The sequence below is a fragment of the Verrucosispora sp. SN26_14.1 genome (assembly GCF_004307965.1).
In the GTDB taxonomy this organism is placed as follows: Bacteria; Actinomycetota; Actinomycetes; order Mycobacteriales; family Micromonosporaceae; genus Micromonospora.
On record NZ_SISL01000060.1, the window covers coordinates 1 to 20560 of the forward strand.

23 protein-coding genes are annotated in these 20560 nt (G+C 72.5%); 13 read left to right on the forward strand and 10 right to left on the reverse strand.

The features are described from left to right. The coding region (locus EYA84_RS08735) for a cation-transporting P-type ATPase (RefSeq protein WP_236145667.1) at window positions 1–2541 on the reverse strand (2541 nt) is incomplete at its 3' end. Between the two features lie 151 nt (window positions 2542–2692). Between EYA84_RS08735 and EYA84_RS08740 the strand changes: the two genes are divergently transcribed. The 6 genes from EYA84_RS08740 to EYA84_RS08765 all read left to right on the forward strand — a co-directional run bounded on the left by EYA84_RS08740 (window position 2693) and on the right by EYA84_RS08765 (window position 6965). Beyond that, on the forward strand, window positions 2693–2953 hold the full coding sequence (locus EYA84_RS08740) for a hypothetical protein (protein ID WP_131052530.1): 261 nt from the start codon (window positions 2693–2695) through the stop codon (window positions 2951–2953). Between the two features lie 202 nt (window positions 2954–3155). Next, on the forward strand, window positions 3156–4535 hold the full coding sequence (locus EYA84_RS08745) for an MFS transporter (RefSeq protein ID WP_131052550.1): 1380 nt from the start codon (window positions 3156–3158) through the stop codon (window positions 4533–4535). Between the two features lie 69 nt (window positions 4536–4604). Then, a complete protein-coding gene (locus EYA84_RS08750; protein WP_131052531.1) occupies window positions 4605–5234 on the forward strand; it encodes a GAP family protein in 630 nt (209 codons plus the stop codon). Window positions 5235–5303: 69 nt separating this feature from the next. After that, a complete protein-coding gene (locus EYA84_RS08755; protein ID WP_131052532.1) occupies window positions 5304–6083 on the forward strand; it encodes an SDR family oxidoreductase in 780 nt (259 codons plus the stop codon). 37 nt (window positions 6084–6120) lie between these two features. Further along, window positions 6121–6315: a hypothetical protein gene (locus EYA84_RS08760; RefSeq protein WP_131052533.1), complete on the forward strand. Its 195-nt coding sequence runs from the start codon at window positions 6121–6123 to the stop codon at window positions 6313–6315. 101 nt (window positions 6316–6416) lie between these two features. Then, entirely contained in the window at window positions 6417–6965 is a 549-nt protein-coding gene (locus EYA84_RS08765; protein WP_131052551.1) for a YbaK/EbsC family protein, read from the forward strand. A 53-nt stretch (window positions 6966–7018) separates the two neighbouring features. On the opposite strand, the gene EYA84_RS08770 is transcribed toward EYA84_RS08765, so the two are convergent. The 6 genes from EYA84_RS08770 to EYA84_RS08795 form a co-directional block, all read right to left on the reverse strand. Then, window positions 7019–7711, reverse strand: a complete 693-nt coding sequence (locus EYA84_RS08770) for a DsbA family oxidoreductase (RefSeq protein ID WP_343232762.1) — start codon at window positions 7709–7711, stop codon at window positions 7019–7021. 38 nt (window positions 7712–7749) lie between these two features. Then, complete coding sequence (locus EYA84_RS08775) at window positions 7750–8178, reverse strand: SufE family protein (protein WP_131052535.1); 429 nt, start codon at window positions 8176–8178, stop codon at window positions 7750–7752. A 301-nt stretch (window positions 8179–8479) separates the two neighbouring features. Continuing rightward, window positions 8480–8905 (reverse strand): CBS domain-containing protein, encoded by a 426-nt coding sequence (locus EYA84_RS08780; RefSeq protein WP_131052536.1) that lies wholly within the window; start codon window positions 8903–8905, stop codon window positions 8480–8482. A gap of 56 nt (window positions 8906–8961) precedes the next feature. Further along, window positions 8962–10722 (reverse strand): proline--tRNA ligase, encoded by a 1761-nt coding sequence (locus EYA84_RS08785; RefSeq protein WP_131052537.1) that lies wholly within the window; start codon window positions 10720–10722, stop codon window positions 8962–8964. Between the two features lie 40 nt (window positions 10723–10762). After that, window positions 10763–11425 carry a response regulator transcription factor gene (locus EYA84_RS08790; RefSeq protein ID WP_131052538.1) on the reverse strand — a complete coding sequence of 221 codons (663 nt, stop codon included), beginning with the start codon at window positions 11423–11425 and terminating at the stop codon, window positions 10763–10765. Further along, window positions 11422–12591, reverse strand: coding sequence for a sensor histidine kinase (locus EYA84_RS08795; protein WP_131052539.1), 1170 nt, complete (start codon window positions 12589–12591; stop codon window positions 11422–11424). The genes EYA84_RS08790 and EYA84_RS08795 overlap by 4 nt, the downstream gene beginning before the upstream one ends. A 132-nt stretch (window positions 12592–12723) precedes the next feature. On the opposite strand from EYA84_RS08795, the gene EYA84_RS08800 reads away from it, so the two are divergent. The 3 genes from EYA84_RS08800 (at window position 12724) to EYA84_RS08810 (ending at window position 15005) form a co-directional block, all read left to right on the forward strand. Then, window positions 12724–13167, forward strand: coding sequence for a hypothetical protein (locus EYA84_RS08800; protein WP_131052540.1), 444 nt, complete (start codon window positions 12724–12726; stop codon window positions 13165–13167). A 67-nt stretch (window positions 13168–13234) separates the two neighbouring features. After that, entirely contained in the window at window positions 13235–13996 is a 762-nt protein-coding gene (locus EYA84_RS08805) for an HAD family hydrolase (protein ID WP_131052541.1), read from the forward strand. Window positions 13997–14105: 109 nt separating this feature from the next. Beyond that, complete coding sequence (locus tag EYA84_RS08810; RefSeq protein ID WP_131052542.1) at window positions 14106–15005, forward strand: alpha/beta fold hydrolase; 900 nt, start codon at window positions 14106–14108, stop codon at window positions 15003–15005. Between the two features lie 18 nt (window positions 15006–15023). Here EYA84_RS08810 and EYA84_RS08815 read toward each other — a convergent pair whose 3' ends face one another. Further along, window positions 15024–15212 (reverse strand): DUF397 domain-containing protein, encoded by a 189-nt coding sequence (locus tag EYA84_RS08815; protein ID WP_131052543.1) that lies wholly within the window; start codon window positions 15210–15212, stop codon window positions 15024–15026. Further along, the gene (locus tag EYA84_RS08820; protein WP_131052544.1) at window positions 15197–16006 is read right to left on the reverse strand and encodes a helix-turn-helix transcriptional regulator; all 810 of its coding nucleotides are present in this window, start codon (window positions 16004–16006) and stop codon (window positions 15197–15199) included. Before EYA84_RS08820 ends, EYA84_RS08815 begins: the two co-directional genes overlap by 16 nt. A 217-nt stretch (window positions 16007–16223) precedes the next feature. On the opposite strand from EYA84_RS08820, the gene EYA84_RS08825 reads away from it, so the two are divergent. The 3 genes from EYA84_RS08825 (at window position 16224) to EYA84_RS08835 (ending at window position 18675) form a co-directional block, all read left to right on the forward strand. Beyond that, window positions 16224–16610 carry a hypothetical protein gene (locus EYA84_RS08825; RefSeq protein WP_131052545.1) on the forward strand — a complete coding sequence of 129 codons (387 nt, stop codon included), beginning with the start codon at window positions 16224–16226 and terminating at the stop codon, window positions 16608–16610. Between the two features lie 195 nt (window positions 16611–16805). Beyond that, window positions 16806–17573 carry an SGNH/GDSL hydrolase family protein gene (locus tag EYA84_RS08830; protein WP_131052546.1) on the forward strand — a complete coding sequence of 256 codons (768 nt, stop codon included), beginning with the start codon at window positions 16806–16808 and terminating at the stop codon, window positions 17571–17573. A gap of 211 nt (window positions 17574–17784) precedes the next feature. After that, window positions 17785–18675 carry a sulfurtransferase gene (locus EYA84_RS08835; RefSeq protein WP_131052547.1) on the forward strand — a complete coding sequence of 297 codons (891 nt, stop codon included), beginning with the start codon at window positions 17785–17787 and terminating at the stop codon, window positions 18673–18675. Window positions 18676–18804: 129 nt separating this feature from the next. Here the strand turns inward: EYA84_RS08835 and EYA84_RS08840 are convergent, their stop codons facing one another. Continuing rightward, window positions 18805–19413, reverse strand: coding sequence for a TetR family transcriptional regulator (locus EYA84_RS08840; RefSeq protein WP_131052548.1), 609 nt, complete (start codon window positions 19411–19413; stop codon window positions 18805–18807). Window positions 19414–19521: 108 nt separating this feature from the next. Between EYA84_RS08840 and EYA84_RS08845 the strand changes: the two genes are divergently transcribed. Continuing rightward, on the forward strand, window positions 19522–20560 hold a 1039-nt coding region (locus EYA84_RS08845), incomplete at its 3' end, for an FAD-dependent oxidoreductase (RefSeq protein WP_131052549.1).

The window sequence follows — 20560 nt, forward strand, 5'->3', positions numbered from 1 at the left end:
AATAGACTGGGTCAGTCGTCCGAGCCGGGCCTCGACGCCGCTGGCGGGTGGGGCCTGTCGGGCGAGGGCGAGACTGCGCCCGGCCTCGGTGTCGGTGCCGGTGGCGACCACGACGGCGACGCCACGTCCGGCGGCGATGGTGGTGCCCTCGTAGAGCATCGACCGGCGGTCGGCGACGGCGGCGGCCACCACCGGCTGGTCGGTCTTGGCGACCGGCAGCGACTCACCGGTCAGCGAGGACTCGTCGGTCTCCAGCCCGACGCTGTCCAGCACCCGGCAGTCGGCGGGTACGGCGTCGCCGGATTCGAGCACGATCACGTCGCCCGCCACGAGGTCCTCGGCCGGGATCACCCGGTCCGTGCCGTCGCGGCGGACCCGGGCGGTGACGGCCGCGCGGGACAGCAGCGCGGCCAACGACTTCTCGGTGTTGCGCTGGTGCACGGCGCCGACCAGCGCGGACGCACCGACCACGCCACCGACCAGGGCGGCGTCGACGAGCGAACCGAAACTGGCGGAGAGGACCGCCCCGGCGGCGAGCACCGGCGTGAGCGGGTTGGCCAGCTCGTCGACGAAGGCCCGCAGCAGCCCGCCGGGACCGGAGGTCTCGCCCGGCCCGGCGGCGCGTCGACGCTCGGCCTCGGTGTCGGTCAGTCCGCCGCGTTCGCTTCGGAGCTGGTCGAGGACGGTCGGCACCGGCATCAGGTGCCAGGCGGTGAGCGCCGGGGCCGTCGACTCGGTGCGGGCGGAGAGGCGGCCGGCGCGCCACATGCCGTGCGCGAAGGCCAGTGCCGCCGCCCCGTTGACCGAGGCGAGACTGCGGCCGGGCAGCAGCGCGGGGTCGGCGGTGAAGGCCGCGAGTGCGCCGAGCCCGCTGCCGGCCAGCCCGATGCGCATGTTCTGGCTGGTCATCCGGCGGGCCACCCCGGCTGCCTCGATGATCAGTGCGACCGATCGCAGGTCGGTGCCGACCAGCAGGTGTGCTCCCCAGGGCGGGGTGGCTTCCGGGTCGGCGACGCCCAGGCCGCAGTCGGCTGCGGCGAGCGCCGCGCGGTCGCCGGAGACGAGCATCACCACCGCTCCCTCGCGTTGCAGGGTGCGGATCGATTCGGCCAGCCGGTCGTCGCCGGGCAGGATCGCGTCGGCGGAGGCGTACCGTTCGGTGTCGTCACCGGCCACCACGAGCCGCAGGCCGGCCTGTCGGGTGACGGCGGGCAGGGCGTCGACGCCGGGCGCGGGTTCCGGTTCCACCCTCAGTACGGACGCGAGGGTGTCGCCGTGGGCCAGCCCGAGCAGGGTGCCGCCGCGTTCGCGGAGTCGGCGGCTGTCGTCGGTGTCTCCGGGATCGTGGACGTCGATGCGGTCGAGCGGGCCGAGTCGCCATCCGTCGAGTCGGCGTACGTCGGTCGGGGCGGTCGGTGTGAACAGGGCGAACGCCCGTGCCGCTACCTGGGAGGTGTCGGCGCCGGGCAGCGGGGCCAGGTCGGCCAGGACACCCCGGTCGGAGCCGAGCACCCGGGCGTCGAGGACCAGCGTGTCGATCCGGTCGAGTTCGCGCAGCACGCTGCGGTCCATCGCGATGACGCCCCGCCTGGCGAGGATGCGGCCGAGTTGGGCGGCGTACCCCTCGCGACCGCTGCCGGGTGCCTTGGGTAGCGCGGAGAGCCCCAGCGCGGCGGCGCGTTTCGGACCGACGACGGGTGTGGCGGCGGCGAAGGCCGCCGCGCCGGTGCCGAGCATCCGGGTGACGTACCGCTCCGGGGCGCCGTCCGGTTTCGGGCAGGGACGTTCGCCGACGGGTGAGCGGGCCACCGCCCGGTCCGGCTCTCCAGTGAGGCGGGGTTCGGCCTTCTCCCAGGCGTGCAGTTGGGCGAGCCCTTCGCCCCACTGCACGATGCGTTGGGCGCCGTCCAGCACGATGCCGGTCCAGCCGCCGGTGAGGCCCTGCACCACCGCTTCGGCGAGCGGGAAGATGACCTCGGCCCGGGGGTCGCGGCGCAGGCCGAAACCGGCGAGGGCGTGCAGCTTCGGGTGCAGGTCGATGGCACTGAGCAGGCCGGACACCTCGGCGGGCACCGGTGTCACGGGCAGGATCCGGGTGGCCGCGGAGATGGTCAGGCCGAGCGCGTCGGAGGCGAGCGCCCCGAGGGTACGGGCGGTACGCGGTCCTTCCTCGGGCGGGTGCGGGGGCGGGATCTCCGGGTCGGGCTCGTGCGGGCAGGTGCGTTCGACGCGGGCGACGGCGGCGATCAGGTGGCGTACCTTCGGCCCGGGTGTGTCGACGGCGACGACCACCCGTCCGGAGGGGGCGTTGACCCGGGCCCAGAGCACGCCGGGCATCCGTTCCAGGGCCGCCTCGACCTGCCGGGCCAGCGTGTCGCCGCCGTCCTGGCAGACGCCGTGCACCTCGATGTGGTGGCGTCCCGGCCGGGACCACACCCGACGGCTGGACAGCCCGACGGCCCGGGCCAGCCGGGTGGCGGCGGCACCGACGCTACGTGAGGCGTCGCCCACCAGCGGCGGTACGGACACGGGTCGCCGCATCTAGCCTCCTACCGGTCGGGCCCGGCGGCCTGGCTTCCCGGCGAGGCGTCCCTTATGCCCGTCGGGGCGGGGAAGTTTCTCGGCTCGGCGGGCATGGACGGCCTCGGCGGTGGAATCCGGGGTGGGTGTCGTCGTCCAGGGGGAGGCCGAGATGAGTGCGTTGACACGTGAACTCAGCGGGACGGAGGAGACGCTGCGGGCGTTCACCCACCGGGTGGAGATCCCGTGGCTCGGCATGGTGGCCGTACCACCGCCGGACAAGCTCGCCTACTACGCGGGAATCGGCGTGCTCACCGCGCTCCAGGTGATCGAGTGGCCGCTGGCGCTGGTGATCACCGCCGGGCACCTGCTTGCTGATCAGCACCTGTCAGGGCTGGCGAAGGGCATCGGGGAGGCACTGGAGTCGGCCTGACGGTAAGCGGCGTCACCCTTGACCTGAACCTGGGTCTAGGTCGCATGCTCACCGACATGCCCATCGTGTCGCTCCGGCGTTCCGTCGGTGTCCCGGCCTGCCATGAGGACGTCCGGTGACCGCCATCGCCTCGACGCCGGATGTGACCCCGGCTTCAGCTTCGGCGACGGTGGAGACGATCTTCGCCGCTCGGCTGCGGGCGATGACGGTGGGCAGCGTGGCGCTGGTCTCGTTGCTGGCCTTCGAGGCGCTGGCGGTGGGCACCGCCATGCCGACCGTGGCCCGTGCCCTGGACGGCCTGGCCCTGTACGGGATCGCCTTCGGCGGCCCGTTCGCGGCGGGCGTGGTGGCCATGGTGATCTCCGGCATCTGGTGCGATGCGCGGGGACCGCGCCTGCCGATGTGGTCCGGTCTCGGCGGCTTCGTCGTCGGGCTGCTGCTCGCCGGGAGCGCGATCACGATGGGCACGCTGGTGGTGGGCCGGATCGTGCAGGGGTTCGGCTCCGGTCTGCTGTCGGTCGCGTTGTACGTGATCGTCGCGAAGGCGTACCCGGAGCACCTGCACCGGCGGATCTTCGCCGCGTTCGCCGCCGCGTGGGTGGTGCCGTCGCTGGTGGGGCCGTTGCTGGCGGGCCTGGTGGTGGAGTACGTCGGCTGGCGGTGGGTCTTCCTGGCGGTGCCGGTGGTGGCGGTGCCGGCGGTGCTGCTGGTCCATCCCGGCCTGCGGTCGATCGGCGCGGGCCCGTCGACCAAAGCGGGCCCGTCACCGGACGGGCCGGTTACCGGCGTCGACGGGCCGGTGCGGTCGCCGCGCGACGCGTTCGGTCCGCTGAGGCGGATCGGCTGGGCGTGCGGGGCGGGGGTGAGCGCCGCACTGCTGCACATCGGGGGTCAGCAGCGCGGCGTCACCGCCGTGGCGTTGGTCGGGTCGGCCATGGTCGGTCTGCTGGTCTGCGCTCCGCGACTGCTGCCCGGCGGATTCCTCCGGGCCGGACGGGGCCTACCCACCGTGGTCGGCCTGCGCGGGTTGGCCTCCGGCGCGTTCGTCGGCGCGGAGGTGGTGATCCCGCTGATGCTGTCCCGCGAACGCGGATTCTCGCCCACCGCAGCCGGCCTGGTGCTGACCACCGGGGCGGTCGCGTGGTCGTTCGGGTCGTGGCTACAGGGCCGGGTCCGCGCGCCCCGCAGCCGGGCCACCCTGCCGAGAGCCGGGCTGACCTGCATCACCCTCGGTGTCGCGGTGGTGGGCCTCACGGTGCTGCCCGCCGTGCCGGTCGGGGTGGGCGTGTGCGGCTGGGCGGTGGCCGGGATCGGCATGGGCCTGCTGTATCCGTCGCTGTCGGTGCTGACCCTGGAGTTGTCGGCCCCGGGCGAGCAGGGACGCAACAGTTCGTCGTTGCAGTTGTGCGACTCGCTCGCCGCAGCCGCCGTGCTGGCGCTGACGGGCGCGGTGCTGGCGGCGGGCGCGGCACCCGGCCCGGGCAGTTACGCGGTGACCCTCGCGGCGGCAGCCGGGTTGGCGCTGGTCGGCGCGCTGCTCGCCGGTCGGGTCGTGCCCGGCGTACGGGTCGCGGCGGCCTGAGCCCGGCGGGTGTGCGCATCCGCCGAATCCGAGGTGCGGGGCGGAGGCAGCCGGGAGGATGGGCACGCGATGAACTTCCTGACTCTCCTACCGCTGGCCGTGGTCATGGTCGCCGGGACCCAGTTGGTGGCGGCGGTCTTCTTCGCCTCCTCCGACCGGCCCCGGGCCGCGTCGCTGGGCTACCTGGCCGGCGCGGCCATCGTGGTGTGCGGCGGTACGACCCTGGCCTGGCTGGTCACCCGCCTGTTCCGGATCAGCCTCGACACCGGGGACGGCCGGTTCGAACGGGTCGTCGACTGGATCGTCCTGGCGCTGTTGGCCGTCCTGGCGGTGGTGGTGTTCCTGCGCCGGCACTCCGGGCCGCCCGCCTGGATGGGTCGGCTCCAACACGCCACTCCCCGGTACGCGCTCCGCGTCGGCCTGCTGCTCTTCCTCGCCATGCCGGCCGACGACCTGACCATGCTCACGGTCGGTGCCAGCGCAGCCCGGCAGGGCCTGCCGTGGTGGCACCTGCTGCCGTTCATGCTGCTCACCCTCACCCTGCTGGAGTTGCCGCTGCTGGCGTTGCTGCTGCTCGGCCGTCGGGCGGCAGCGGTGCTGCCCCGGATCCGGGACTGGGCCGACAGCCACGCCTGGCTGGTCAGCGAGGCGGTGATCGCCTTCTTCGTCGTACTCACCGTGCTGGATCTGATCCGGTGAGGTGGCCCACAGCTGTCACGTCGCGCCGGTCTCGACCCGTCGTCCCGGTAGTCGACGAAGGAGGCTGAGATGCGGGTACTGGTCACCGGAGCGGGCGGCCGGCTCGGCGGGGCGGTGCTGCCCCGGCTGGTCGCCGAGGGGTTCCAGGTGCGGGCCACCAGCCGGCGGGCGCGTACCGGATCGGGTGTCGAATGGGTGGTGGCGGACCTGGCGACCGGCGAGGGCGTCGCGGCGGCGGTGGCCGGGGTGGACGCGATCCTGCACCTGGCGTCCTCGCCGACCCGGCGTACCCACGAGATCGACGTGCGGGGCACCGGCCGGTTGGTCGCCGCAGCGGCCGGTGCGGGCGTGGCCCACCTGGTCTACATATCGATCGTGGGCGTGGACCGGGTGCCCTACGCGTACTACCGACACAAGCTCGCCGCCGAGCAGGTGGTGGCCGCCGGTGGGGTGCCGTGGACGGTGCTGCGGGCCACCCAGTTCCCGCAGTTTCTCGACGAGCTGCTGCAGATGTCCAGCAAGCTCGGCCCGGTGATCGCCGACCGGGCCGTGGTGGCCCAGCCGGTCGATCCGGGTGAGGTGGCGGAAAAGCTGATCGAGCTGCTGCGCGCCGGTCCGCGCGACGGCATCGTGGAGTACGGCGGCCCCGAGGTGCTGCGGTTCGACGACGCGGTACGCACCTGGCGGCAGGCGCGGAACTCCCGCCGCCCGATGCTGCCGGTGCGTTTTCCCGGCCGCCTCGGTCGCGAGCTGCGCGACGGTGGACTGGTCACCGAGGCCCGCCCGACCGGTCGTCGCACCTGGGCGGAGTACCTGGCCGACACGTACGGGGGAACGGCGACAAGATGACAGTCGCTCTCGTTCGCGTTCGTCCTACCGTCGGCTCATGCTCACGTTCGTCGTCACCTGTCTCCTGTACGTCTGCGGCTTCGTCTTCCTCTACGGGGTGATCCGGCTCGCTGTCCGGCACGCACTGGAGGACATCGAGGCACGCCGCGTGCAGGCGGAGCGGGCGGAGGAGATGGCCGTCGCCCGGGACCGGGCGTTGCTCCAGGAGCACGGTTTCCTGACCAACGGCTGACCGGCGACGGGACCGGCGTGTCCTGTTGCCGGTCGCTCCACGGCTGGCCGGGGCCCTCGGTGACCAGCGCACGCGTCGCGGGTGCGACGATCGCTTCCGTGATGGGAACGTTGCGCACCGAGCCCGCCCGTAATCGCCCCGACCTGCTGGCCGCACCGGTCGCCGACGCGCTGGCGCAGTGGCCCGCCGACGCGCCGGTGGACGTCGACGCGGTGCTGGTCGCGCCGATCGACGCCGAGCTCGCCGACACCGCCGCATTCTGCGCCGCGTACCAGGTGGGGCTCGACGAATCGGCCAACTGCGTGGTGGTCGCCGGCAAGCGGGAGGGCGTCGTCCGGTACGCGGCCTGCGTGGTGCTGGCCACCACCCGGGCCGACGTGAACGGCGTGGCCCGACGTGCGCTCGACGTCCGCAAGGCGAGCTTCGCCCCGATGGCCGACGCGGTCGAGTCGACCGGCATGGAGTACGGCGGCATCACCCCGATCGGGTTGCCGCCGGAGTGGCCGATCCTGGTCGACGCCCGGGTGGTGGCCGCACCGTACGTGATCATCGGATCGGGTGTGCGGCACAGCAAGATCGCCCTACCGGGCTCGGCGCTGGCCGTGTTGCCCGGTGCGCGAGTGGTGGAGGACCTGGCCAGGCTGGCCTGATCCTCGATCGACGTCGATGTGGTTGCACGTGAAACATCGCCGCCGCCAATGGATCAGGAGCCGGCGGCCTCACGTTCCGCGACCTCGCTGAGGGCGGCGAGCAGGGTGGCCGGGTCCTGGGCGCCGGAGACGGCGTACTTCCCGGCGAACACGAAGGTCGGCACGCTGGTGATGCCGAGCTGCCGCGCCTCGGTCAGCTCCTCGTCGAGCGCGGGGACGCCCTCGTCGGAGTCGAGGAAACGGCGGGCTTCCGCGCCGTCCAGCCCGACACCGGTGGCGATCTCGGCGAGCGCCGCCCGGTCGCCGATGTCCACGCCGTCGGTGAAGTGGGCCTTGTGCAGAGCGTTCACCGTCTCGGTGCCGCGACCCCGCTCGGACGCCCAGTCGATCAGTCGGTGCGCCTCGAACGTGTTGGCCGCGATCGCCCGCGAGAAGTTCAGCTCCAACCCGACGCTCGCACCGATCTCGGTGACCTGGGCGGCCATCTGCTGGGCCTGCTCCGGGCCGCCGAACTTGGCGGCCAGCGCGTCGAGCAGCGGCACCGGCGCGGTCACCGGGGACGGGTCGAGTTGGAAGGGGCGATGCCGGACGGTGACCTCACCGTCGTACGAGGCGAGGGCCTCCTCCAGGCGACGCAGGCCGATCCAGCACCAGGGACAGACCACGTCGGCGTAGATGTCGATCTCCATGACCGGAGACAACCCGCCGGTACGCCGATCTGTTCCCGTACCTGCCGATGGAGTGATCCGGCCCGCTCCCGGACCTGCCGTGGGAGCAGGGCAGGTCAGCCGACCTGCTCGCGGACCTGCCGCTTGAGTCGGGCGAGGATGGCGTTGCCGCCGCGTACGCGCAGCGGGCTGATCGCCTGCGCCAGACCCATCCGCTGGTACAGGTCGTCCGGGACGGCGAGCACCTGCTCCGGGCTCGCACCGGCCAGCCCCTCGGCGAGGATGCCGGCGAACGCGCGGGTGGTGGGCGCCTCCGGCGGGCAGTCGAACAGGGTGCGCACGGTGCCCTCGGGCGTCACCTCGGCGCGGAGGAAGAACGACGTCTGGCACTCCGGCACCTGCTCCATGCCCTCGTGCCCGGTCTGGTCGGCGGGCAGCGGCGGCACCGCGTCGGAGTACTCCAGCAGCATCTCCAGCACCACGTCACGGGGTGCGGAGGCGAACTCGTCGACGATCTCCGCCAGCTTGCTCGGCATCTCGGGCATCCCGCCAGGCTACCGGCGCCAGGCGCGGCACTGCGGTCGCGCCCACGGTCGTGGCCGCGGGTGCGCGGTCGGTGGTCGCGGTCGGCGGTCGCAGTGCGCGGGAGGAGATCGCGCACGGTCGCGGAGGGCGTGTCGTGCGCGGTGCGCCCCGGGTGCGCCGCCGTGCCTGGCGTGCCGGGTGTGCCGGGTGCGCCTGGTGCGCCGGGCCTGCCGGGTGCGCCGGGTGTTAGCAGGGGACCCCTTCTCTACCGCAGGCGTTAATAAGGTGCCCTTCCTTACACCTGTCGCTTTCTGACACCTGTCACACCTGGGGGGCCTGTTCGCTGATCTCGCTGAGGGCGGAGGTGGGGTCGAGCTGCATCGCCAGGTCGCCGAGGGAGACGATGCCGACCAGTTTGCGTTCGTGGTCGCAGACGAGGATGCGGCGGATACCGCGCTCGCGCATCAGTGCGGCTGCCTTCGTGGCGGTGCAGAACTGCTCGATCATCACCACCTCGCGGGTGAGGATCGCGCCGATGGTGGTGGTCGTCGCGCTGGCGTTCTCCGCCACCGCGCGGACCACGATGTCCCGGTCGGTCAGGATGCCGGCCAGTTCGGCACCGTCGGTCACCACCACGTCGCCGATGTCGGCGTCCCGCATCACCCGGGCGGCCTCGTCCAGTGTGGTCTCCGCCGACAGGTAGATCACCTGTTTGGTCATCACGTCGACGACCCGATACTCGGTCATGAGAGCCTCCAGAACACCTTCTGCCGATCGGGATGCGTTACCCGGTTACGTGACTGCTACACCACGTTCCGGCCTACCTCCTCAACGAGACGCTCGGTCAGGTCGCCTACCAGGATCTCGGCACGTTCCCCGGTGGACCGGTCACGGAGTTCGACGTACCCGTCGGCCAGGCGGCGGCCGACCACGACGGTGCGCGGGATGCCGATCAGCTCGGCGTCGGTGAACTTCACCCCGGCGGAGACTCCCGCCCGGTCGTCCACCAGCACCCGCAGACCGGCGGCGGCGAGTCGGGTGCCGAGGTCGAGCGCCGCCTCGACCTGCGGACCCTTGCCGGCCGCCACCAGGTGTACGTCGCAGGGGGCGATCGCCGCCGGCCAGACCAGTCCCCGGTCGTCGTGGTGCTGCTCGGCGATCGCGGCCACCGCCCGGGACACCCCGATGCCGTAGCAGCCCATGGTGGGGCGTACCGGCTTGCCCTGCGGTCCGAGGACGTCGACCGTGAAGGCGTCGGTGTAGCGGCGGCCGAGTTGGAAGATGTGTCCGATCTCGATGCCCCGACGCATGGTCAGGCTTCCGCCGACGCAGGCGGGGCAGGGGTCGCCGGGGCGTACGTCGGCGGCTTCGACGGTGCCGTTCGGGGTGAAGTCGCGGCCACAGACCACGTTCGTGGCGTGCCGCCCCGGCTCGTTCGCCCCGGTCAGCCAGGCGGTGCCCGGCGCCACCCGGGGGTCGACCAGATAGCGGATGCCGAGTTTGTCGAAGACCTGCGGCCCGATGTAGCCGCGGACCAGGTCGGGCCGCTCGTCCCAGGCGTCGAAGACGTCCACGGTGGCCGGTGCCAGCACCGCGGCGAGCCGTTTGAGGTCGACCTCGCGGTCACCGGGCACGCCGATGACGAGCAGTTCGGTCTCGTGAACGCCGGGTCGGCGTACGGTCAGCACGACGTTCTTGAGGGTGTCGGCGGCGGTCCAGTCGTCGCGTCCGGCGAGTCGACGGTCGTTGGCCAGCGCGACCAGGCTGGCGATGGTGGGCGTCTCCGGGGTGTCGTGCACCTCGACGGGCGGCCGGGCCAGCGGGTCACCGGCCGCCGGGGCGGGCGTGGTCACCGCCTCGGTGTTCGCCGCGTAGTGGCAGTCCGTGCAGCCCACGAACGTGTCCTCGCCGACGGGCGCGATGGCCAGGAACTCCTCCGAGGCGGAACCGCCCATCGCTCCCGACGTCGCGTGCACCACCGTGTACTCCAGGCCCAGCCGGTCGAAGACCCGCCGGTACGCGTCCCGGTGCCGGTCGTACGCCGCGCGCAGCCCCGCCTCGTCCAGGTCGAAGGAGTACGCGTCCTTCATCAGGAATTCGCGTCCGCGCAGCAGTCCGGCACGGGGCCGGGCCTCGTCGCGGAACTTGGTCTGGATCTGGAACAACGTGACCGGGAAGTCGCGGTAGGAGGTGAACAGGTCCTTCACCAGCAGCGCGGCCAACTCCTCGTGGGTGGGGGCGAGCAGGTGCTCGGCACCACGGCGGTCGGCCAGCGTGAAGATGTCGTCGCCGTACTCGGTCCACCGTCCGCTGGTGCGGTACGGCTCGGCCGGCAGCAGCGCCGGGAAGTGCACCTCCTGGTCACCGATCGCGGCCATCTCGGCCCGGACGATCTCGGCGACCCGGTCCAGCACCAGCTTGCCCAGCGGCAGCCAGGTGTACCCGCCGGGGGCGGCTCGGCGCAGGTAACCAGCGCGCAGCAGCAACCGGTGACTCGGCACCTCCGCGTCGGCCGGGTCCTCGCGCAGCGTCCGGATCAGCGTGGTCGACATGCGCAGCAGCATGGCCGCAGCGTACGACCCGGGGTGCCCGACGGCGATCCGATTAGGCGTGGCCAGGGTCGTCGAGCCCGGCGCGATGGGCGATGACGGCCAACGCGGTGCGGTCCCGGGCGTCCAGCTTGGCCAGCAGGCGACTGACGTACGTGCGGGCGGTGGCCGGGCTGATGAACAGCGCCCGGCCGATCTCGTCGTTGGACTCGCCCAGCCCGACCCGGGCCAGCACGGCCCGTTCCCGCTCGGTGAGCACGGCCAGTCGAGGGTCCGGCGGCGGCAGCCGGGGAACGGCGGCGAGCTGTTCCATCACCCGGCGGGTGACGGTGGGCGACAGCAGGTTCCCACCGGCTGCGGCGGTGTGCACGGCTCGCCGCAGGTCGTCCGAGCCGGTGTCCTTGAGCAGGTACCCGGCGGCACCGAGCCGGACCGCCTCGACGATGTCCTCGTCGTCGTCGAAGGTGGTGAGGATCAGCACGCGCGTCCCGGTCAGCGTCTCGTCGGCGCGGATCGCGGCGGTGGCGGCCAACCCGTCCAGGATCGGCATCCGGATGTCCATCAGCACCACGTCCGGCCGCAACCGGCGGGCCAGGTGCAGGCCGGTGCGGCCGTCGGCGGCCTCCCCGACGACGCTGATCCGCGCGTCGGACTCCAGCAGCGTGCGGATCCCGGCCCGGACCAGGTCCTGGTCGTCGACCACGAGCACGGTCGTCACGTCGTACCCGCCCACGGCAGTTCGGCCCGTACGGCGAAACCGGTGGGCTGGTGCTCGGCGGTGAGTGAGCCGCCGAGGCTCTGGGCCCGCTCCCGCATCCCGGCGATGCCGTGCCCGCTGTCCGCCGCGCGGTCGGTGCTCCGCCGGTCCGCGCCGGAGTCGGTGACCGACACCGTCACCTGCCGGTCGTCCTGCGCGACGTGGATCTCCACCCGGCTGCCCGCCGAGTGCCGGACCACGTTGGTGACCGCCTCCTGGACGATCCGGTATGCGGCGGCCTCCACCGGCGCCGGCAGCGCGGAGTGCAGGTCGACCCGCACGTCGACGTCGAACCCGGCGGCACCGGCCGCCCCGGCCACCGCGTCGAGGTGCGCCAGCGACACGACCGTGCGGGCCGGGTCGTCGTCCCGACGGAGAAGGGCCACGGTCCGCCGCAGGTCGTCCATGCTCCGGCGGGCGGTGGCGCGGATCAGCTCCAGGGCCGACCTGGTGGCCTCCTCGTCGCGGCCCAGCGCCTCCCGGGCGACGTCGGCGTGCAGCGCGATCACCGAGGTGGTGTGGCCGAGCGAGTCGTGCAGGTCCCGGGCGATCGCGAGCCGCTCACCCTGCACCCGGGCGTCCGCCTCCTGCCGGTAGCGCTCCCCGGTCAGCTCGGCGATCCGTCGCGCGTCGGCCTGCGCGGCCCGCCGGGACCGGAGGCTGTCGCCGAGCGCGATTGCCGCACCCATCAGCAGTACGTGACCGGCCAGCTCGTAGCCGACGACGAAGGAGAAGTTCTGCCCCTCGGCGAGACGGACGACCACGGACACGACGACCACCACCACGGCACCGGTGATCGAGGCGGCGAGGCGGCCCTGCTCGGCGGCGGAGAAGAGGGCGGCGGCGACCGGCACGGCCAGACCGACCGCCGGGTAGCCGGCGGCGTAGTAGGCGAACAGGCCGAGCACCGTGACGGCGAGCACCACCACCGGGTAGCGGCGGCGGGCCAGCATCAGCGCGCCGAGACCCACCGCCCACAGGTAGGCGATCCGGTCCGGCTCCTGCCGCCCACCCTCGTTGGCGGTGATGACCACCGAGACGACGGCGGTGACGCCCACGCCGAGCAGGACGTCGGTGAGCCAGGGCCGGACCCGGCGTACCGCAGACTGGCTCGGCTGACCGCTCACCGGCCCAGCGTACGGCGCGGACGGGGTGCTCCGGAGTCGTCGCGGGGCGACGTCCGGGGTCGCCTCCCGACGTACCGCGATCGGGTCCGCGTGCGGATGGCAGGCGACCCGGCTGTCCCTAGCGTTGCCGGCATGACCGCTACCTCGTCGCACCGCTCCCTGCTCGGTCTGCCGCTGCTCGCCCTGTTCGGGTTGGCCCTGCTCGGCCTGCCCAGGGTGGTGTTGCACGACCTGGGCCTGGTGCACGAGCGCACCTTCGTCAACCTGCTGCTGGTGGTCGTACCGCCGGTCGTCTGGATCACGGTGGCGCTGGTCCGGCGGGTACCCAACCCGTTCCTGACCCTGCTCGCGGTCGGTCTCTGCTACGGCGTCCTGCTGGCGGTCACCCACCAGATCCTCTGGGACGTCGCCTTCGACGAACCGCCGACGCTCGGCGGCAACCTCACCGACCTGGCACCGGGAGTACAGACGGTCGTCGTCCGGTTCTTCGCCACCATCAGCAGCGTCTTCACCGGGGTCATCGTGGGCGTGGTGACCGGTCTCGTCGCCTGGGCGCTGAGCCGGGTACGTCCCTGACCGGTGCGGATCGGCGGATCTCCACACCGGGCCCGTCGCCGGTGACGGTCTGGGCGAGGATGGGGGCATGATGCGGGCGCCGGGCGGACTGTTGCTGGATTTCGGGGGCGTGCTGGCGGACGCGCCGGGGAACGGGTGGGCGTCGCCGGAGGTCGTCCGGCGGATGTCCGAGGTGATCGACGGTGTCCTGCCGGACGAGCGGATCGCGGCCGACCTGACCTCGGGTGCGCGGGCGTACGGGCGGTGGCGGGACGAGACCGGCGTCTCGGCCGAGCCGATGGAGCTGACGCACGACCGGGTGTGGGCGGACTTCGTCACCCACGGCTGGCCCGAACCGGCCCGGGCCGCCGTCGCACGGCAGGCCACCCCGCTGGCGTACGCGTCGACGTGGCGCACGGAGTGGCAGGTGCGGCCCGGCATCCCCGAGGCGTTGGCCGCCGCCGCCGAGGCGGGAGTGCCGATGGCCGTGGTCAGCAACGCGCTCTGCGGTGCCGCCCACCGCGACTTCCTGGCCGCCGCCGGACTCTCCGGCCGCTTCGCCGCCGAGTTCTACAGCGACGAGACGGGGCTGCGGAAGCCGAACCCGCGCTTCGCCGCGTTGGCCGCCGACGCCATCGGCGTACCGGTGGATCGGTGTTGGTTCGTCGGTGACAGCCTGCACCGGGACATCGCCTGCGCGCGGCGGGCCGGTGTCGGGGCGGCGGTCCTGATGCGCTCGCCGCGCACCGACCGCGAACCCGACGCGCCGGAGCTGGCGCCGGATGTCTGGATCGAGGACGGTCACGGGCTGCTCGCCCTGCTGCGCGGCAGCGACGACGTGGGATTGTAGTCAGCGCCGCAGCGACTCCCGCCTCCTTGCCGGAACCGTCGTCGTCGCCTTCCCTCGCGCCCTACCGTCCGGAGGGAGCGGTCGGTGATCGAGGGCGAGGAGCGGGACCTTGTTCGATGACGTGCGGCAGATCGACGCGGGTGTCCTGAACGTCGGGTACGTCGACGCCGGCCCGCCGGACGGACCGGTCGTCCTGCTGCTGCACGGCTGGCCGTACGACATCCACAGCTTCGCCGAGGTGGTGCCGCTGCTCACCGACGCCGGCCACCGCGTGCTCGTGCCACACCTACGCGGCTACGGCACGACGAGTTTCCGCTCGCCCGACGCCGTCCGCAACGGCGAACCGGCGGCCATGGCCTGCGACGCCGTCGCGTTCCTGGACGCCCTCGACGTGCCGCAGGCGACGGTGGCCGGGTTCGACTGGGGTGCCCGCACCGCCGACATCGTGGCCGCCCTCTGGCCGGACCGCTGCGCCGGGCTGGTCGCGGTGAGCGGCTACCTGATCGACGGTCAGGAGTCGGGCAAGGCACCCTTGCCCCCTGCGGCCGAGCACGCCTGGTGGTACCAGTTCTACTTCGCCACCGACCGGGGCCGTCAGGGGTACGCCCGCAACCTGCGGGACTTCGCCAAACTGATCTGGCGGACGGCGTCCCCGCAGTGGACCTTCGACGACGCCACGTTCGACCGGAGCATGGCCTCCCTCGACAACCCCGACCACGTCGACATCGTGATCCACAACTACCGCTGGCGGATGGGCCTGGCCGACGGCGAACCGCAGTACGCCGACCTGGAAGACCGGCTGGCCGACAAGCCCGCCGTCACGGTGCCCACCATCAGCCTCGAAGGCGACGCCAACGGCGCACCCCACCTGGAACCTCAGGTGTACGCCAAGCAGTTCACCGGCCCGTACGAGCACCGCACGATCAGCGGCGGCATCGGGCACAACCTGCCGCAGGAAGCGCCGAGGGCCTTCGCCGACGCGATCATGCAGGTGACGTCGCTGACCTGACCTCTCTGCTGTTCGGGTTCAGGGGCGCTTGGTCTTGGCGATGAAGGCGTGCCAGGCGGTCGGGGTGAAGACGAGCGCCGGGCCGGTGGCGTCCTTGCTGTCGCGCACACCGACGATGCCGGGAAGGTTGTCGGCCACCTCGACGCATTCGCCGCTCGCGCTGCGGGTGGACTTGCGCCAGTCTGCGCCGGTCAGATCGTGGACCATGACTCCATCACTTCCTTCATCAGGGCTTCGGACTGTCCTTTGGAGAGAGCGACGCTGCGGACACCCTCCCACCTCACCAGCAGGGTATCGATCTGCTCGTCACGGTCGATGGTCGCGCCGCCGACATGGTTCTCCAGATGCCCCAGCCACTCACCCTCGACCCCTCGGGCCAAGGTGATCGGTCCAGCGTGTCCAACATGGACGGTTGCCTCGGCAGGAATGAGGTGCACCAGCACGCCCCCGCGCTTGACGCATTCGAGCAGGTGGCTGATCTGCTGAGTCATGATGCTTCGGAAGCTCTCGTCAGCTCGGCGCAGGGTGGTCTCCTCGATCACCGCAATGAGGGCCGGTGGGTTCGGCTGGGCGAGGATCGCCTGACGATCCATCCGTACCGCCAACCGCCGTTCGATCTCTTCATCGTTGAGCATGTCGTCGGACTGGATCACCGCGCGGGCGTAGTGCTCGGTTTGGAGCAGGCCGGGGATCAGCGTCGGGTGGTAGCAGCGCAACTGCCGCGCGTTGCGCTCGGCGTCCAGCCAGGGGCGTAGCCAGTTCGGCTGGCCGTGCAGCTCGGCGATGCGCAGCAGCCCCGACAGCAGGCCGTCGCTCTTCAGCACCTCGTCGGCCCGCTTGAGGAAGAGCCGGTCGAACGGGCGTTGCCCCAGCTCGATCGCGGAGACCTGCGAGCCGGAGAAGTGCACCAACTTGCCGAAATCCTCCTGGGTCAGGTCGGCCGAGAGTCGCAGCCTGCGCAACTGTGCCCGGATCAGTTCGGCGGTCGGCTCGGATTCCACGCTGCCTCCACGAATTCTCGGCCGTTCGGATGGATGCCCGGCCCGGCCCCACCATCGCCACGGCCAGTGTCGATGCCTTCCGACAGTAGTCGTCCGGTCAGCAGAATGTGACCCGGCGGTCCTGCTCCCATCCACCGGGGACGGGGTGGGACTGCACCGGGGCCGTCCCGGCACCTCCCCCGTGCCGGGGCGGCCCCACCCGGAGGCGGAGGTCGAGATGTCCCACCCGAAGTCGTACCCGGTGCCGCGTCGTGGTCCGGCGGCCGAGCGGCCTCGGCAGCATCCGATGTCCGGCCCGCAGCATCTGCCGCTGCGTCCGCTCTGGTTGTGCCGGGCCTGCGGGCACTCGTGGCCCTGCGCGGAGGCGCGGCTGCTGCTCCGGGTCGAGTACGACGACCGCTGGCTCGACCTGGCCGTCTACCTGTCCGGGCTGTACTTCGAGGCGACACACGATCTGTTCCGGCTCGACCCGGACGGCGGCCCGACACCGCCTGAGCTGTTCGCCCGGTTCGTGGCCTGGGGGCCGTACCGTCGCTCGGCGGTCGACCCGCCGCGCGCCTGCACCGGCCGCTGTCGGCTGCCCGCCGCCTCGGTGGAGGGATGACGTCTGCCCGCCGCGTCGCCGCGTCGCCGGGTGGATGACGTCTGCCACGTTCGGCGAGCGCGGGGCAGACCGGTGAATGCGGCCGGTGCCAGACTCCCAGGTGTTAGGAGGGGACCCCTGCTATACCGCAGGCGTTAATAAGGTGCCCTTCCTTACACACACAGCAGCTTTACCCGCAGCTTCGAGGAGTGAGCAGTGCGCTGGCGCAGTTACGTCGCGGTCGGGGACAGCTTCACCGAGGGCCTGGACGACTCGTACCCGGACGGCACGTTCCGGGGCTGGGCCGACCTGGTGGCCACCCGGCTGGCCGCCGAGGCCGGGCCCGAGTTCCGGTACGCCAACCTGGCCATCCGCGGTCGACTCTTCCCACACGTGGTGGCCGAGCAGGTGCCGTCGGCGTTGGCGATGAGGCCCGACCTGATCAGCTTCGCCGCCGGCGGCAACGACGTGCTGCGCCGCAACTTCGACCCGGCCGCGCTGGTCGGCCGCTTCGACGAGGTCGTCCGCGATCTGCGTTCGGGCGGCTCCGACGTGGTGCTGTTCCGGTTCGCCGACGTGATGGCCCGACTGCCGGGGCAGCGGCTGATCGCACCCCGCATCGAGCTGCTCAACCGCGCCGTCGGGGAGACCGCCGAGCGGCACGGCGCGATCCTGGTCGACCTGTACGCCGACGACACGTACCTCAACCCGCTGCTCTGGAGCACCGACCGGCTGCACCTGTCGCCGGTCGGTCACCGTCGGGTGGCCGCCCAGGTGCTCGACGCGCTGGGCGTCGGCTGCGACGAGGAGTGGTTGCTCGTACCCCCGAGGCCGGCGCCGAGCCCGTGGTTGGCGGCCCGTACCGCTGACGTGCGCTGGGCCGGTCAACACCTGGCGCCCTGGCTCAAGCGTCGCCTCACCGGCCGTTCCTCCGGCGACACCCGCACCGCCAAACGCCCCACCCTCAGCCCCCTCCCCGACTGACCTGCACCCCCTCCGCCCCCGAACCCCCGCCTCGCCGCTGTCCGCGCCTCACTCGCCCCGCGCGTCAGCCCCGGGCGGGTGCTCCGGGCGGTGCTGCCGCTCGGTGCACGTTGTTAGGAGGGGTCCCCTGCTATACCGGAGGCGTTAGCAGGGGACCCCTCCTTACATACAACCCCGCGCGGACGCGGGTGCTCGGCGTACCTTGGGGCTCATGTCTGTGCCCAGTGATCCCGATCCCCGACTCCAGTCGTACGCGGACCCGCAACGGCTGGTGACCACCGAATGGCTGGCGGAGCACCTCGGCGACGAGGGTCTCGTCGTGGTCGAGTCCGACGAGGACGTGCTGCTCTACGACACCGGCCACATTCCCGGTGCCGTGAAGGTCGACTGGCACCTGGAGCTGAACGACCAGGTGACCCGCGACTACCTGGACGCCGAGCGGTTCGCCGAGTTGTGTGCGGCCAAGGGCATCGGCCGTGACGACACGGTCGTCTTCTACGGCGACAACTTCAACTGGTGGGCCGCGTACGCCCTCTGGGTCTTCACCCTCTTCGGCCACCGGGACGTGCGGTTGCTCGACGGCGGTCGGCAGAAGTGGATCGCCGAGGGGCGGGAGCTGACCCGCGACAAGCCGGTCCGGCCGAGGGCGGAGTACCCGGTGCCGCAGCGCGACGACGCGCCGGTGCGCGCGTTCCGGGAGGACGTGTCGGCGCACGTCGACGCTGATCGTCCGCTGGTGGACGTGCGGTCGCCGGGTGAGTACACCGGCGAGATGCTGCACATGCCGGACTACCCGCAGGAGGGCGCGCTGCGCGGCGGGCACATCCCGGGCGCGGTGAGCAAGCCGTGGAAGTCCGCCGCCAACGACGACGGCACCTTCAAGTCCGCCGACGAGCTGCGGACGATCTACGCCGACCAGCTCGGGTTGAGCCCGGACGACGACGTGATCGCGTACTGCCGGATCGGCGAGCGGTCCAGCCACACCTGGTTCGTGCTGCGGCACCTGCTGGGGTACCCGCGCGTACGCAACTACGACGGCTCGTGGACCGAGTGGGGCAACCTGGTCCGGGCTCCTGTCGTCAAGGGCCCCGACCCGAGGTGAGCCGTCCCGCCAAGTCCCTTCCACGGCGATGATCAAGAGGTTTTTGGGGCTCCCACCGCCCGATTGTGACCAGAACTTCTTGATCGACTCAGGGCGTCCGGCAATGCCGGACGCCCTGAGCGGGCCCATTCATGACCGGCTCGGCGTCGGGTCGCGGAGGTAGCGCTGGATGGTGGGGGCCAGCCAGGCGACCAGGTCGGGTGGGGAGAGGTCGACCATGGGGGGCAGGTGCAGGACGTACCGCGTCAGGGCCACGCCGAGTAGTTGGCTGGCGACCAGGCCGGCGCGGTGTGGGGCTTCCGTCGGGTCGACGACCACCCGGGCCACGGCCGTGCCGAGCTGGGTGGCGAAGATGTCGCGTACCCGCTCGGCACCGCTCGGGTTGGTGCTGGCCGTGCGCAGCAGCGCCGGCAGCGTGGTGTCCCCCTCCCAGCGGGTGAAGAAGTAGCCGACCAGCGTCTCGCCGAGGCGGTCGGCCGGTGTGCCGCTCAGGTCCGGTAGCCGCAGGTCGAACTCGGCCGCCGCCGCGAACAGGCCCTCCTTGCTGCCGTAGTAGCGCATCACCATGGACGGGTCGATGCGCGCGTCGGCGGCGATGGCCCGGATCGTCGCCCGGTCGTAGCCGTCGGCCGCGAAGCGCTCGCGGGCGGCCCGCAGGATGGCCGCGCGGGTCGCGTCCGCATTGCGGGGGCGGCCACCGCCGGGTGCCGGCTCGTTCTGCGGTACGCCTTCCGTCATGTGCACGACGGTATGCCAACACGTGTTGACTTCTTCGGTCGGGGGCGCCTAGCGTTGCCAACAAGTGTTTGCCAACGCTTGTTGGCAATCGGATCGGGGGAGGTCGTCATGCTGCCCGCCACCACGGACGTCCTGATCGTCGGAGCCGGACCGACCGGCCTGACCGCCGCGCTCACGATGGCCCGGCGGGGGGTCGAGGTCACCCTGGTCGACCAGCGGGAGACACCGGCGGTGACCTCGCGTGCGGCGGTCGTGCACGCGTACACCCTGGAGATGCTGGACCGGGTCGGCGCCGGCGCGCCGCTGGTCGCGCGCGGGCTGCGGTCGGCCCGGTTCAGTGTCCGCGACCGGGACCGGATGCTGGTCACCGTGCCGTTCGACCGGCTGCCCAGCCGTCACCGGTACGCGCTGATGGTCTCCCAGTCCGTCACCGAGGAGGTGCTCGCCGAGCGGCTGGCCGAGGCGGGCGGCCGGGTGCTGCGGCCGTACCGGCTGACCGGGCTGCGTCAGGACGCCGACGGCGTGGTGGCGCAGTTCGGCGACGCGACCGTCCGGGCACGCTGGGTCGTCGGTGCCGACGGCATCCACAGCACGGTCCGTGACCTGGCCGGTATCCCCTTCACCGGGCCGGACGGGTCGGCGGAGTCGTTCGTCCTGGCCGACGTACACCTGGACAGCGCGCTGCCCCGCGACGGCGCGTCGGTCTTCCTCGCCCGGGGCGGTCCGTTGGTCTGGGCTCCACTGCCCGACGACCGGGTGCGGCTGGTCGCCACCGTGACCGACCCACCCGCCGAGCCGGACCTGCCCTACCTGCAACGACTGCTCGACGAGCGGGGCCCGCGACGGCAGCCGGACCAGGTCCGGGAGGTCCTCTGGTCCTCGCGGTTCCGGCTGCACCGACGCGTCGCGGAGACCTTCCGCGCAGGGCGGACACTGCTCGCCGGGGACGCCGGGCACGTGCACAGCCCGGCCGGTGGGCAGGGCATGAACCTCGGCATCTGCGACGCCGCCGACCTCGGCGAAACCCTGTCGGCGGTGCTGGCCGGGGGCCCCGACACCCTCCTGGACGAGTACGCGGCCCGGCGTCGCCCGCTCGCCCACGAGGTGGCCGGCTTCGCCGACCGGCTGACCCGGCTCGCCACCGTGC